This is a genomic window from Capnocytophaga sp. G1920 (assembly GCF_051417515.1).
Map to the genome: position 1 here is coordinate 5,001 of NZ_JBPRKH010000008.1, position 14,774 is coordinate 19,774.

Annotated in this window: 10 protein-coding genes and 1 rRNA gene; 5 read left to right on the forward strand and 6 right to left on the reverse strand. The window is 41.2% G+C overall.

The annotated features are described in order from the left end of the window. Positions 1-110: 110 nt before the first annotated feature. A 5S ribosomal RNA gene (rrf, locus tag ACSQ7D_RS06110) occupies positions 111-221 on the forward strand. Between the two features lie 85 nt (positions 222-306). Here the strand turns inward: rrf and ACSQ7D_RS06115 are convergent. From ACSQ7D_RS06115 to ACSQ7D_RS06125, 3 genes are all read right to left on the reverse strand, one after another. After that, positions 307-741, reverse strand: a complete 435-nt coding sequence (locus tag ACSQ7D_RS06115) for a septal ring lytic transglycosylase RlpA family protein (protein ID WP_437135651.1) — start codon at positions 739-741, stop codon at positions 307-309. Positions 742-831: 90 nt separating this feature from the next. Then, a complete protein-coding gene (locus ACSQ7D_RS06120; protein WP_034554561.1) occupies positions 832-2,235 on the reverse strand; it encodes a PorP/SprF family type IX secretion system membrane protein in 1,404 nt (467 codons plus the stop codon). A 9-nt stretch (positions 2,236-2,244) separates the two neighbouring features. Further along, positions 2,245-5,538 carry a gliding motility-associated C-terminal domain-containing protein gene (locus ACSQ7D_RS06125; protein WP_437135652.1) on the reverse strand — a complete coding sequence of 1,098 codons (3,294 nt, stop codon included), beginning with the start codon at positions 5,536-5,538 and terminating at the stop codon, positions 2,245-2,247. Between the two features lie 833 nt (positions 5,539-6,371). On the opposite strand from ACSQ7D_RS06125, the gene ACSQ7D_RS06130 reads away from it, so the two are divergent. Then, positions 6,372-7,043 carry a response regulator transcription factor gene (locus ACSQ7D_RS06130; RefSeq protein ID WP_009421147.1) on the forward strand — a complete coding sequence of 224 codons (672 nt, stop codon included), beginning with the start codon at positions 6,372-6,374 and terminating at the stop codon, positions 7,041-7,043. Positions 7,044-7,045: 2 nt separating this feature from the next. Next, complete coding sequence (locus tag ACSQ7D_RS06135; protein ID WP_437135653.1) at positions 7,046-8,320, forward strand: sensor histidine kinase; 1,275 nt, start codon at positions 7,046-7,048, stop codon at positions 8,318-8,320. Positions 8,321-8,388: 68 nt separating this feature from the next. Here the strand turns inward: ACSQ7D_RS06135 and ACSQ7D_RS06140 are convergent, their stop codons facing one another. Both ACSQ7D_RS06140 and deoC read right to left on the reverse strand, forming a co-directional pair. Further along, the gene (locus ACSQ7D_RS06140; RefSeq protein ID WP_437135654.1) at positions 8,389-9,153 is read right to left on the reverse strand and encodes an exodeoxyribonuclease III; all 765 of its coding nucleotides are present in this window, start codon (positions 9,151-9,153) and stop codon (positions 8,389-8,391) included. After that, positions 9,153-9,815, reverse strand: coding sequence for a deoxyribose-phosphate aldolase (deoC, locus tag ACSQ7D_RS06145; RefSeq protein WP_308766862.1), 663 nt, complete (start codon positions 9,813-9,815; stop codon positions 9,153-9,155). Before deoC ends, ACSQ7D_RS06140 begins: the two co-directional genes overlap by 1 nt. A gap of 869 nt (positions 9,816-10,684) precedes the next feature. Between deoC and gyrB the strand changes: the two genes are divergently transcribed. Continuing rightward, entirely contained in the window at positions 10,685-12,661 is a 1,977-nt protein-coding gene (gyrB, locus tag ACSQ7D_RS06150) for a DNA topoisomerase (ATP-hydrolyzing) subunit B (RefSeq protein ID WP_437135655.1), read from the forward strand. Positions 12,662-12,734: 73 nt separating this feature from the next. On the opposite strand, the gene hemC is transcribed toward gyrB, so the two are convergent. Beyond that, positions 12,735-13,601, reverse strand: a complete 867-nt coding sequence (gene hemC / locus ACSQ7D_RS06155) for a hydroxymethylbilane synthase (RefSeq protein WP_437135656.1) — start codon at positions 13,599-13,601, stop codon at positions 12,735-12,737. Between the two features lie 117 nt (positions 13,602-13,718). Here hemC and ACSQ7D_RS06160 point away from each other — a divergent pair, with 117 nt between their 5' ends. Then, complete coding sequence (locus ACSQ7D_RS06160; protein ID WP_009421148.1) at positions 13,719-14,639, forward strand: dimethylarginine dimethylaminohydrolase family protein; 921 nt, start codon at positions 13,719-13,721, stop codon at positions 14,637-14,639. Positions 14,640-14,774 lie beyond the last annotated feature (135 nt).

A 14,774-nucleotide genomic window follows, 5' to 3' on the forward strand; every position in this document is an offset into this window, starting at 1 on the left:
TATCCTTATATGTTAAAATATGATCAGGAATTGGTATTTTAGGTTAAGATACAAAAAGGAGTTTAAAAAAGCTCTTATCTTTTACCTTTTACCTCTTACCTAAAACGATTTAAGGTGGTTATAGTCAAAGGTCTCACCTCTTACCATTCCGAACAGAGCAGTTAAACCTTTTAACGCAGATGGTACTACACTTGTTGTGGGAGAGTATGTCGCCGCCTTCTTATAAAGAGCAATTCTGATAAAGAATTGCTCTTTTTTTATTTGCTTATTTCTAATAATGCAAAAAAAAATAAGGAGTTTTACTCCTTATTCTACAATCTCTATATCTACTTGTATCAATCCTTTGTTTTTATTATCAGTGATTTCCATAAAGGCGCGTTTAGAGAGGTCGAGCTCTCTCCCTTTGGTAAAGGGACCTCTATCAGTAACAGTAACAACTACTGATTTTCCATTTATGCGATTGGTAACCTTTAGTTGAGTACCAAAAGGCAACGAAGGGTGTGCCGTGGTGAGCTTACTATTGCTAAATACAGCCCCACTAGCAGTTTTTCTTCCATTGAACTTATCGTGATAATAGGTAGCTGTTACATTGGTCTTATATATGCCTGTTTTTATGTTTGCAGTCTTTTTTGTAACTGTTTTTCTCCCGTGAGGATATCTATGGCTATCTACAGTGCTACAAGCCTGTAAAGCTAATAGTCCTATAAGGCATATTGCTATTTTCAAAAAGTTACTCTTCATATATTTTCTTTTTTAGTTTATGTTTCTTTTCTAGAAGTAAACGATGCTTTACTATTGCAAAGCATCGTTTTTTATATTACTTAAAATGCTTTATAAGTTACCTACTTTTAGTACCCAAATGTTAGAGTTTTTAAATTCAGGACGTTTCAGCAAGTTGAGCAATGTTTCACCTGCTTCTCCGCGTGATTCATAAGCTCTATCAATATAGATATAGTGCATACCATTTTCTTTATTCTTAAATGTGAATACTTTGATACCTAAATTCTCTATATCCCGTCTCATTTGGTAAGCTCCTTTAGGATTTTGGAATACCCCTGCAATCACATAATAGCCTTGTGATATACCCTCTATTTTTGGGTCTTCTACCACTCTTATGCGCTTGTCTAATTCTTCTTGAACAGTAGGTGTTTTAGTTGTTGTTTTAGGAGTTTCTACCGTAGGTGTTTTCGTTTCTGTTACCGTAGGAGTTACTACCTTAGGCGTTGGAGGTGTTACCACAGTAGGTTCAGGAGGAGTGGTCTTAATTGGTTTCTTAATGTGATGTTTGCCACCAAACTGATAAGAAACTACCACATCATAACTACCACCCAATTCAGCTACATAATTAGCAATGGTTTGTTCGTAGCCAAATCCTACGCTCAAGTGGTTAGTCACGTTGAAGCCTAAGCCACCGAAAGCTCCATATTTTTGGTCATAACCGGCGTAAGCCCAACCTAGAGGAACGTCCAACATCACGTGTCCGCCCATTTGAAAATTATCTTTGGTTCTCTTAGCTTTAGCATATACACTGAAAAAACCATCTTCTAAGAAATCACTGCGAGAATCTAACTCTTTGCGATACATCACGTGAGCGGTGAGCGACTTTTCATTAAAAGGCACTGCCATTTCTCCTGCCGAAAACGAATAGTCTAAGAGGTTCTCCGCGGTAATACCAAAATGCCAGAAGTTAAAGTTTACGTCTACCCCTGGTTGTAAGTTGATGATACTTGTAGGTTTTGCATTCTCTATCAAGGGGTCTTGCACGTTTACGCGCACTTTATTTCTGTCGATACTACTGCGGGCAAACACTACGTTTAACCCTAAGCGCAAAAAGTTATCATCTGATATCTCTACTTGGTGTACGTAGTTCCCTAGTATACCTATATTAGCAAATATACCTGCTGTACGTTGGAAAACCAACCCGTGTGCCATATTGTTGCCATCGTAGTAATCATTCTTTCTACCTGCATCGCCACCCCACTTCTTGCCATAAGAGAGCCCAAAGGTATTGAACTTATCTTCCTTAAAGCCCATCCACTGGTTGCGATGAAAGAAGGTAATTTGCGACTCATTCTTGCTAAATATTGGAAACGCAGGGTTCATTAGGTAGGTGTTGTATTTTACAGCCGTATGTCCAGGCATTTCGTAGGGTAGGTAATTACCATCACTTTGTGCAAATAAAAACTGAACACTAAGCGCCAACACTGTTATCGTTATGTTATGTACTATCTTCATCGTCAATTCTTATTTAAGTATTGTAATGGTTCCTTTTTTATCCACGCTTCTCGTTTCGCCGTTTTCGGTAATCTCACCTTTGAGGGTATAGATATAGATAAGCGCACGCTTGCCAAGGTCATTGAAAGTACGCTCATCAGGCCAATTATTTTGGTAGTTGTTTGTCGAGAGTACTTCCTTACCTTCTTGTGAGTATATCGTTACCTTCACTTTCGGAGTGAGGTATACCGACGGTATTTCCCACTTATCGTTAATGCCATCGCCGTTAGGAGTTACCACATTAGGCACTTCCACCACTTGGTAGATATTCAGTTCAAAAGGCAATATGTTCTCGCCTGCTGCCACGCACGACTCCTCTTTTAGAGTATAAGAACCCGACATATCCTCAGAGGTTACCTCCAAAGTTGTACCGTATTTCACCGTGCCGTCGTCTTTTGTCCAGCTGAATTTATTACCCCCTTCGGCAACTAATCTATCACCTATACGCACGTCGAACTTGCGCTCTCGTGCTGTACTGGTTTGGTATACTTGTTTCACAGGAGCAGTGCCTTGACTGTCGCGCATTAAACTCAATTTCAAACCGCCTACTTGGTAGTTCTTCACTTGTATATGAGCGCGTTTAGGGCAACCGCCGTTGTTGATTTCTAAATAGTATTCGCCTATTTCGTTCACGCTTGCCGTAGGATTTTCACTGCCTATGGGAGTGTCGTTAGTGTAATTGGCACTCGTTACTTTCTTCCATACGTATGAAAAACTATCGGCTACTGATGAGTTAGGGTCGAAGCTATCAGCAGCTACGGTAAGACTAATAGTACCTCCTTGACAAAGGTATACTGTTCCTTTCGCACCGTCAGCCGACGATATTTCAAAATCGGGGATAGGAGTAAAGGCTACCGGTTTTTCGTCCGAAGTCTTGATAATCGTGCCATAACTAACCCGCACTGAATATTTAGCCGATTCTGAGTTACCTGCGCGCGACACGACAAACTGCTGTCGGGTTTCACCTGGCACATCGTTGCTGTCTTTTTGCCATTGGAAGTTAAAGAATTGGTAATCTATTTTCTTTACTTCCACCTGTTCTCCACTACTGCTCAGCTGTACAGTTATCTTTTGTACTTCAAGAGTGGTTTGCGTACGGGTTTCACAGTTGGTAGATGCTACCGTTCCTACTCTCACGCCTTTAATATCAGCAATGGTTTCAAAGTAAATAGGGGTAAGGCTGATACTTGTACCACAACTACCGCCATCGGTGATTTTTGCTTCGTATACGTCAGCCGATACAGGCGTATCAGTAACCGTGTATTCCACACCCGTAGCGCCTGCTATTACAGTGCCGTTTTTCTTCCATTCCACAGTGGGGTTGGTCATATTATGCGATATTTTCAGTACCGTAGTTTTTGCAGGGTAGTAAATCTCCCGAGTGTTCATATCTTCCGCCCAACGTGCTGTGATAACGGTACGCTTTGCCACTACCGAGTTGGACGTAGCAGGGCAACCTCCGCCCGTACCGCCTATGGTAGCGTAATACACTCCTGTGGTAGTTACCCCATATTCGGTCATTCCTACTCCTTGTGCTATTTGCACGCGGTCTTTAAACCAAGTGTAAGTAGCCGTAGGGTCGGCACCCGTGGTAACCGTGAGCGTATACACCTCTCCACAGAAATCCACATTGTCTACACTGTTGTTAATGCGCAACGCATTGCTGTCCTGCAATTGGATATCTAATACATTCGATTCAGGAATGGCAGGAAACCCCGAAGCCGTTATTTTCAAGCGGTATTTGCCGTTTTGGGTAGCGCTGTTAAGAGTGATTTCTTGCGTGGTGTTGATATCCGTAAAGGCACCGCCCGTTTCTCTTTGCCATTGGAAAGTGAAAAACGAATAGTCGCTCGGGTCTATTGCAAGCTCAGTAGCACCCGATACGGCTGTGATTTTGTCTACCGTGAGGTCTATGCTGTTCGTCTCGCAAGGCTGATAAGAAGTTTTGGGCTTGATGCTCACCTTGAAGCTATCAGGGGCTTTGAGTTCGTACTCCTCAGTTTCTACTGTCGAAGCACAACTGCCCGTTTGGGTTACTTGGGCTTTGTATTTGCCTGCGCTAGTTGCTACATAAGTATTGGCAGTTTGCCCCGGTATTTCTACCCCGTCCTTAAACCATTTGTACGAAGGATTTTGGGCAGTGGTGTTTACGCTGAGGGTACGCTGTTTGTTGGGTAACAATACATTGCCTCCCGTGGTAGTAATATTAGCTTTAATAGCATCTTTATGTTTTATTTCTATTTCATTGGAGCGCACACCACAACCGCCTCCGTCTCCTATTTGTACGCGGTATTTACCCGGAAGATTATTTGGGGGCGACACCACATAGGTAGCCACCCCATTAGTTTCGCCCAACTTAGTATTGTCGCGATACCACGTATAAGTCTCATTGCCCGCAGGGGTAGCCGTAAGGGTAAAGCTCTCTGAACTACATATCTCAGTAGCCGAACTACTTAACACTAATGACTGCCCACCGCCTGTAAGTCTTACAGTAATAGTATTCGATTTTGATTTGTTTTCACCAAGACACCCTCCACCATAGTCAATAGCAACCGTGTAACCACCTTCTTCGGTTACAGTTAGTTTTGGTCCTGTTTGATTTGGAATAGGAGTGCCTATTCCTCCACTTCCGGGAGCTTTTTTATACCAAACATAAGTATAATCAGAAATGTTTGTACTTCCAAAACTAGTAAAAATTTGTGCTACTGATATATCTAATGATTGACCGGGGCAAAGTCTTACATTACCTGAGGGAGTAGTTCTTAGCGCTTGATCTACATTCATATAATGAGCTTCAAATTCTTGTTTTGGGCTATTATCAATAGTGGCTATTAATTGACTTACAGGATTAGTAGTACGTACACGAATTCGGTATTTTTTACCATTTAAGTTCTTAGGAAAAGTTAGAAATGCATCAAAAGTTTGAACATTGTTTTCTGTCTTTCCTTTTGGAATACCATTAGTTTCATAAGGTAATACAACAGGATTATCAAAATTACCATTAGCGTCAGATAATTCAAATATATATTTGTTATCAGCATTCGGGAAAGGAGGCGACCAATGCACCTTAACTTTAAACCCATATGGGTCGTTTGGATTATTAGGATTAGGAATTTTTCCATTATTAGTTGCACTTACACAGGCAAAAGAGAATTTCATTTTTGCAGAAATTAATTTATTTTGCTGAGCTTGTACCCCCTCAATACCAAAGAAGTATAAAAGCAGAAAAACACTTATGTATTTAAAAAAATTGCTTACTTTCATTTTAAAATACGAATTAAAACATTGCTAAAAACATTATAAATCATACCCACTGGGTACTATACACGGTGCAAAGATACGAAAAAGAAATATCTACACAAAAATAATTGTCCATTTTTTTTACACTCTTCTGTTACCTTTACCCAATATCTCTATCTGCTTTTTGTTATAACTTGCTGAAAATTATACACTTTTCGTTATATAATTTCCCTTCACATTCCCTATGCCATCGCGCTACTCCTGTGAAATTTTAAGCATCAATTAAGAATCTTTTAAGAATGTTTAACGCAAAGCTTACGCAGGTAAAACCTAAAAGGTAAAACCACAACCGATATAATCCCCGTCGCTACCTTCCCCCTTTCCGTCACTCGCCATTTGTCACTACACCCCCTCTCCTTGGGAGAGGGACGGGGTGAGGATTCTCTTTCTTTCGCCTCGAAACCCTGATTTTAACATTTTTAGTGCTGTTGTATGATATTATGAATCAACTATTTACATACCCTTCCTATACCAATCGTCCAAGATTCGTATAAGCTTCCTATAAGCTCTCTATAAGCTAACCCCACCCTCCTTACACCCTTTTTTCACCAAAAACGCCCTTAGCCTTCTTCTGAAAATCTCCGTTTCCTTCCGAATCCTCCAATCCCTCCTCTAACCTGTCCGATCCGTCCATTCCTCTTGGTGGTATTATCAGTATTTTTGGCATTTCTGGCATTATTAGCATTTACCCCATTCTCTAATTTGCTAATTTCCTCATTTTCTCATTTCCTCATTCTCTAATTTCCTCATTTCCCAATCATTCTTCATTCGCAATTATTTATTATCTTTGCCCCCGTATGAAAATCCTGATTATAGAAGACGAAAAAGAACTGCGCCTCACCCTGCGACAGTTCCTCGAACAAGAACACTTTTTGGTGGAAACAGCAAAAGACTACCCTTCGGGGCTAGCTAAACTTGCCGACTACGACTACGATTGCATTCTTTTGGACATTATGTTGCCCAACGGTAGCGGTATGCAATTGCTCGACGAGCTTAGGACGATGAAAAAGAACCATTCAGTGCTTATCATCTCGGCGAAAGACTCAGTAGAGGACAAGGTACTCGGACTCGAAAAGGGTGCTGACGATTATCTTGCAAAACCTTTTCACCTCGCCGAACTCTTGGCTCGCGTCAAATCAATTATACGGCGCAAAAACCAGCAAGGTGAGGAAGTGATTACCCTCAAAAACGTACAGCTCTTCCCCGAAACCCGTACCGTGAAGGTAGGTGATACAACGCTTACTCTCAACCGAAAGGAATACGACCTGTTGTATTACTTTATCATTCGTCCTGAACGATTGGTGGAGAAAACTACCCTTGCCGAAGCCGTCTGGGGAGACTATATCGACCAAGTGGATAGCCTCGATTTTATCTATTCGCAAATAAAGAATCTCCGCAAAAAACTCAAAACTGCAGAAGCCGAAATAGACCTCCAAGCGGTTTATGGCATTGGTTATAAATTGGTATAACTATGAAAATATCACTGAAAAACTACACCTTGCGCTACCTCACACTCACCTTTTTGCTCATCTTGGCGGTGTGGGCGGCGGTGTTCTACGCTTATATTTTAGACGAGGTGTACGACAATATCGATGACGGACTGAAAGACAAGAAGACGCTTATTATTCAAAATATCCTTCGCCACCCCGAACTGTTAAAGATAAATGAATTTGGTATCGAGGACTTTAGAGTGTACCCCTCACAAGAAGATTTCTCCGACCATAATATCCTTAGCAATGCCTTTTTCTATATGCCTTTTGATGATGAAGACGAGCCATATAGGGTACTCAAAACCAGCTTCTACGACCGTGATATGAACCCCTATACGCTTGAGATACGCACCTCTACGGTAGAAAAAGACGATTTGCTGTTCAATTTAGCCATTGCGCTGGGGGTATTGTATGTGGTGTTGGTACTCTCAATGTATCTTGTCAATCTGTTAGTTATCAATAAAATATGGAAGCCTTTCAAGGGGATACTCACAGCTATTCGCCAATATCAAGTAGGGAATAAAAACAAGCTACAGCCCATCGTTACCGATGTAATTGAGTTTAACGTGTTGCACGACAATATACAGCAAATGTGGCAACGCAACGAAGTGGTATTTGAAGAACAGAAAGTGTTTATTGAGAACGCTTCACACGAATTGCAAACACCCTTAGCTATTACCCTCAACAAATTAGAACTATTAACCGATGACCCTTCACTGACCGAAAAACAATTAGTTCAGCTTAGCGAAGTCAAGCAGTCACTAATGCGAATGACTCACTTAAACAAGTCGCTACTGATGCTCACCCGCATAGAAAATCACCAATACAAGCAAGTCGAGAGCATATCGTTTCAAGCGCTCACAGCAACTATTATAGAAGATCTCAGTGATTTAATAGCCTTTAAAGAATTAGAAATTACAGTGAAAGAAGATAGTGATTTTCAAGTGGAAATGAATAAGGATTTGGCAACGGTACTCGTGTCGAACTTATTGCGCAATGCCATTAAATACACCGAAAAGGGAAAGGAGATACAAGTCTGTTTAGAAGAAAACAGTTTTCAAGTGAAGAATACTGCCAAAGACGGAATGCGCTTAGACCCCAACAAGATTTTCCAGCGCTTTCACAAAGGGCAACAGGACGCTACTTCCACCGGCTTAGGCTTAGCTATTGTAAAGTCTATCGCCGATAGTTATCAATTGCAGGTGAAGTATAGTTTTGAAGAGGAAATGCACTGTTTTACTTTAAAGAAGAAATAAAAAAAACAAAGGCTGTTCGAAAAACTATAACAGCATAAACTTTTCGGACAGCCTTTAACCATTAACCACTAATCATTAATCATTAATAAAATAGGGCAGTGGTCGCTGTGTTTAGCTTCGGGGAGAATAAGAGCGCGCTCCATACACTTTTCTAAGGGAGCAGATACCAAGTGATAATCGATGCGCCAACCCTTGTTGTTGTTGCGAGCATTCGCGCGATAGCTCCACCACGAGTACTGATGTGCTTCTTTGTGGAAATAGCGAAAACTATCAATAAAACCACTCTTCATAAACTTATCCAACCACTCGCGCTCTATCGGGAGAAAGCCCGATACATTGGCATTTCGTATGGGGTCGTGAATGTCTATCGCCTCGTGACAGATGTTATAGTCACCACAAATAACGAGGTTAGGCACCTTCTGTTTCAGTTTGTCTATGTACTTTTGAAAGTCAGCCATAAAAGTCAGTTTGAAGTCAAGACGGTCAGGGTTTGTACCTGAGGGCAAGTACAGACTCATTACTGATAGGGTCTCAAAATCGGCGCGAAGCACCCGTCCTTCCTTGTCCATATAGTCGATACCCGTACCTACTTCCACGTGCTTAGGTTCTATTTTAGAGAGTATCGCTACGCCACTATAACCTTTTTTCTCTGCACTGTGGTAATACTGATATTTATAGCCCAATTCCGAAAAAACTTCCGTAGGGATTTGGTCTTCTGTGGCTTTAATTTCTTGCAAGCACAACACATCGGGGTTAGCGCTTTTCAGCCAGTCGGCAAAGCCTTTCGTAAGCGCTGCCCTAATGCCATTTACGTTATAACTGATAATTTTCATTAGTAGCCCGTTCCTTTTTCTCCTTTTAAGATAGCAATACCGTTCGATGTGCCAATGCGTTGTACCCCTAAGTTCACGTACTGCATAGCTGTTTCGTAGTCGCGTATACCTCCTGAGGCTTTTATTTTTGCCTTGTCTTGCACACATTCTTTCATTAGTTTCACATCAGCAAGGGTAGCCCCTCCTGAGCCAAATCCTGTAGAGGTCTTTACAAAGTCCGCTTTAGCATCAAGAGCCATACGGCAAGCCAAGCGTTTTTCTTCGTCAGTGAGGTAGCAGGTTTCGAGGATTACTTTTAGCACTCTATTCTCACCTACACAGCGTTTCAGCGATATAATTTCGTCTAACGCTTTGTTTACTTCACCAGATTTTAACAAGCCTACGTTTAGCACCATATCAATCTCGTCGGCGCCATCGGAGAGAGCTTCACCCGTCTCAAAGTATTTTGCTTTAGCCGACATTGCTCCTAAGGGAAAGCCTACCACGCTACACACCTTGATATCAGTGCCTGCTAAAAAATTCTTAGCTGTTGTTACATAACAGCTATTCACACATACCGAATAAAAATCGTACTCCACTGCTTCTTTGCAAAGGGTCTCAATATCCGCAATGGTAGCCGTTGCTTTTAGAAGCGTGTGGTCAATTAGTTTGTTTAATTCCATATTGTTTTAGTTAAAGTTTAAAACTGAAAAGAATCCAACCGATTCTTTCCTTATTGTCAATTCTTATTTGTTCTTACACTCGTGTTATTACAACTTTCTTCTTAATAGTTGTAAGTAAAGGGAAGTCTAACGCACTTATTTCTGTTTGAAATCTTACAATTTCCGCCTGCGTAGCTCTAAATATTTTTGGCAAAGGTAGATATTTTTTTTCTAACAGCAAAGATAGTAAAGCGAATCTAAGAATTAAAAAGAGTGATTATCTCTGATTTACAATATCGTAGTCGCTTTTGCATCACATTTCTCGTCATTCATCATTCGTCATTTCTTCCCTTTTCCGTCACACTCCCTTCTAGTGCCTAAGGCCTAAGGCCTATCACCTCTTCCTCTTTCTTTCGCCTCGAAACCCTGTTTTTACCATTTTTCACATCGCTGTATTATATTATGAATCAACTTTTTACACACCCTTTCTATACCAATCGTCCAAGATTCGTATAAGCTTCCTATAAGCTCTCTATAAGCTAACCCCACCCTTCTTACACCCTTTTTTCACTAAAAATCCTCCTAACTCACTTTTTATATTTTTCGTTTTCCTCCGATAACTCAGACTAGTCCAATTTGTCCGACAAGTCAGATCCGTCAAAAAACCTTCTTTATCACTACCCATTTGCTAATTTCCAAATTTCCTAATTCTCTAATTCTCTAATTTTCTCATTCTCTAATTTTCTCATTCTCTAATTTTCTCATTCTCTAATTCTCTAATTTTCTCATTCTCTAATTCTCTAATTCTCTCATTCTTATTTATCTATTATAAAATTTGCTCATTAATAAATTAATTCATACCTTTGCACCCTTGATTCGATATTAAAATTATGGCAGAAGAATTATATAACGAACAACAAAATTCAGCTGAATATTCGGCAGACAATATCCAATCCCTTGAAGGAATGGAACACGTGCGTATGCGCCCCTCAATGTACATCGGCGATGTGGGTACGCGCGGGTTACACCACCTTGTATACGAGGTGCTTGATAACTCTATCGACGAAGCGCTCGCAGGCTATTGCGATACTATTTCGGTAACCATTAATGAGGATAATTCTATCACCGTGGAAGACAACGGTCGCGGTATCCCAGTAGATGTCCACAAGAAAGAAGGCGTTTCTGCCCTTCAAGTGGTAATGACTAAAATCGGTGCCGGAGGTAAGTTCGACAAGGGTTCTTATAAAGTATCGGGTGGTTTGCACGGGGTAGGAGTTTCCTGCGTAAATGCCCTTTCCGACCATCTTACTGCTACCGTATACCGCGACGGCAAAATATGGCAACAAGAGTACCAACGCGGGGTAGCGATGTACCCTGTAAAACAAGTGGGTGACACCGATAAACGCGGTACTAAGGTTACTTTCCACCCCGATGAAGTAATTTTTGAACAAACTATTGAATACAAATACGATACTCTCGCAGCCCGTATTCGCGAGCTCGCTTATTTAAATAAAGGAATTACTATCACCCTTACCGACCTTCGCAACAAAGACGAAAAAGGTAACTTTATCACCGAAAAATTCTATTCACAAAACGGACTAAAAGAATTCGTTAAATTCCTCGATGGCAACCGTATGCCTATCATCGGAAACGTGATAGCTATGGACGGTGAAAAGAACGGTATCCCTGTGGAGGTCGCTATGATTTACAACGATTCATATAATGAGAACCTACACTCTTACGTCAATAATATCAATACTTCCGAAGGAGGTACTCACTTGCAAGGTTTCCGTATGGGGCTCACTCGTACCCTCAAAGCCTATGCCGATAAATCAGGCTTGCTCGAGAAGATGAGTAAAGATAAAAAGAACCCTGTGGAGATTGAAGGTGATGATTTCCGTGAAGGGCTTACCGCTGTCATTTCGGTAAAAGTAGCCGAACCTCAATTCGAAGGACAGACAAAAACCAAACTCGGTAACCGCGAAGTAACCTCAGCCGTATCTCAAGCCGTAGGACAAATGCTCGAAGATTATCTCGAAGAAAACCCTAACGACGCCAAAACCATTGTCGAGAAAGTGATTTTGGCTGCCCAAGCACGTCAAGCAGCACGCAAAGCTCGTGAGATGGTACAACGCAAGAGCGTGATGAGTGGTGGCGGTCTTCCAGGTAAACTCGCCGACTGTTCTGAAGAAGATCCAGCAAAATGCGAACTTTTCCTTGTCGAGGGTGATTCAGCGGGCGGTACAGCTAAACAAGGGCGTAACAAAGATATCCAAGCGATACTACCCCTCAGAGGTAAAATCCTCAACGTCGAAAAAGCAATGCAACACAAGGTTTTCGATAGCGATGAAATTAAGAATATCTATACCGCTTTGGGTGTAACTGTGGGTACTGAGGAAGATGCCAAAGCTCTTAATTTGAGCAAACTCCGTTACCACAAAGTAATTATTATGTGTGATGCCGATGTCGATGGTTCGCACATCACTACTCTTATCCTTACGTTCTTCTTCCGCTATATGCGCGAACTTATGGAGAACGGACACGTGTATATTGCCACACCACCGCTCTATTTAGTAAAAAGCAAAAACAGCAAACGCGAAGAGTACGCTTGGAACGACAAACAACGCGATGCGCTTTCAGCTGAAATGGGCAATGTGAATATTCAGCGTTATAAAGGTTTGGGTGAAATGAACGATCACCAGTTGTGGGATACCACTATGAATCCCGAACACCGCACCCTTCGCCAAGTAACCATCGACAACGCTACTGAAGCCGACCGCGTATTCTCTATGCTGATGGGTGATGAAGTACCACCACGTCGTGAGTTCATCGAGAAAAATGCTAAGTACGCTAAAATTGATGCGTAGTCATAGTATAACAAGCAATAAAAAAGCGCAACACTTGTAACCAAGTGTTGCGCTTTTTTTTAACCATTAATCGTTAACTTCTTATCATTGTAGCAAGTTTTTCTCCCGTATATTCATCTATTTGAGTGAGTACTTCGTCTATTACCGAAGACTCTTTGCCATCTTCGCTCCACAAACCTCCTTTGAAGTAGAGTTTATCATCTTTAAACTCAGCAAAAGCTCCAATAGGTGCTGTACAGCCACCTTCCAAAGCGCGAAGAAAATCGCGTTCTAATTGAGTAGCTATATAAGTATAATCGTCGTGGAGAGGGAGTAGTTTTTTCTGCAAGGCTACGTTATCCTCGCGCACCACCAATACGATAGCTCCTTGCGCAGGTGCAGGTAGCATCCAATCCAGCACCAAGTGTTTTTCAGGTAATTTATTAATGCGTTCCAAGCCCGCAGCAGCAAAGATAGCCCCATTCCAAGGGTTATCGGTGAGTTTTTGCAAGCGGGTATTTACATTTCCCCTTAAATTCTCTATATTATGATGCGGGTAGCGGTGTAACCATTGTGCCTTGCGTCGCAAACTGCTGGTGGCTATAGTTGCTATTTCAGCTTCCAAAAACGAAAGGTCACCCTTGTATACTAATACATCGTGAGGATTCCCGCGCTTGAGCACCGCCCCTACCACAATTCCTTCAGGTAAAGCCGTGGGTACGTCCTTCATACTATGTACGGCAATATCTATTTCGCCATTGAGCAAGGCAATATCCAGCGCTTTGGTAAAGATACCGGTAACCCCCATTTCGTAGAGTGGTTTGCTTAGCTCTATATCTCCGTGAGATTTAGTGCTTACTATCTCAGTGGGATAGCCTAAGGTTTTTAATTGGTTTTGTACCGTTTTAGCTTGCCAGAGAGCCAACTCACTATCGCGTGTACCTATGCGTATGGTGTTCATTGTATTGAATTTAGAGCGACAAAAGTACAAAATAATTATCAATTAGCAATTGAGAACTGATAAATTTGCTAATTACCAAATTATTTGTATCTTTGCCCAAAACAAGACAATATTAATATGCTAAAATTACATATTACAAACGAAACTGATCAGTTAGAAACTGTGATTTTAGGCACAGCTACTAGCAATGGTCCTACGCCAAAGCTCGAAGAAGCCTACGACCCTAAATCGGCGGAGCATATCAAAGCGGGTACTTACCCCATAGAAAAGGATATGGTTGCTGAAATGGACGCTTTTTGTGCAGTACTCCAAAAATACGGCGTAACCGTTTATCGCCCTGAAATCATTACTGACTGCAACCAGATATTCACTCGCGATATCGGTTTTGTGATTGAAGATACTTTTATCAAAGCTAATATACTACCCGATAGACAAGAAGAATTTCAGGCTATTGAGTACATTGTAAAACAAATAGACCCTAAAAAAGTGATAACCCCTCCTGCTGATGTACATATTGAAGGGGGCGATGTAATGCCCTGGAACGACCATATTTTCATCGGGACTTATAAAGGGGAAGATTATAAACAGCAAATCACAGCTCGTACTAATGTAGCAGGGGTGGCTTTTATCCAAAAGCTCTTTCCTCAGAAAAAGGTAAAGGAGTTTGATTTGGTGAAATCACAAACTGAGGCGCGCGATAATGCCCTCCACCTCGACTGTTGCTTCCAACCGATTGGTAAAGACAAAGGAATTATCTACAAAGGCGGTTTCCGCTGTGAAGCTGATTATCAGTATTTGGTAGACCTCTTTGGCAAAGAGAATCTCTTTCATATAGAGCGAGAGGAAATGTACCATATGTTTAGCAACATCTTTTCTATCAGCCCAGAGGTGGTAGTTTCTGAAAAGAATTTTACACGCTTGAACAACTGGTTGCGCTCACAAGGTTTTACCGTAGAGGAAATACCGTATGCTGAGATTGCCAAACAAGAGGGATTGTTAAGGTGCTCTACTTTGCCTCTCAGTCGCTGTGGCAATTAACAAATAGACAAAATGATAAAAAGACTAATTATTTAGATTGTTTACATATTTTGTTTTTTTAGAATAAAAGTTCGTCGTATCTTATGTGATTTACGGCGAACTTATTATTTTTGCGCTTGCGAAACACAACTACTG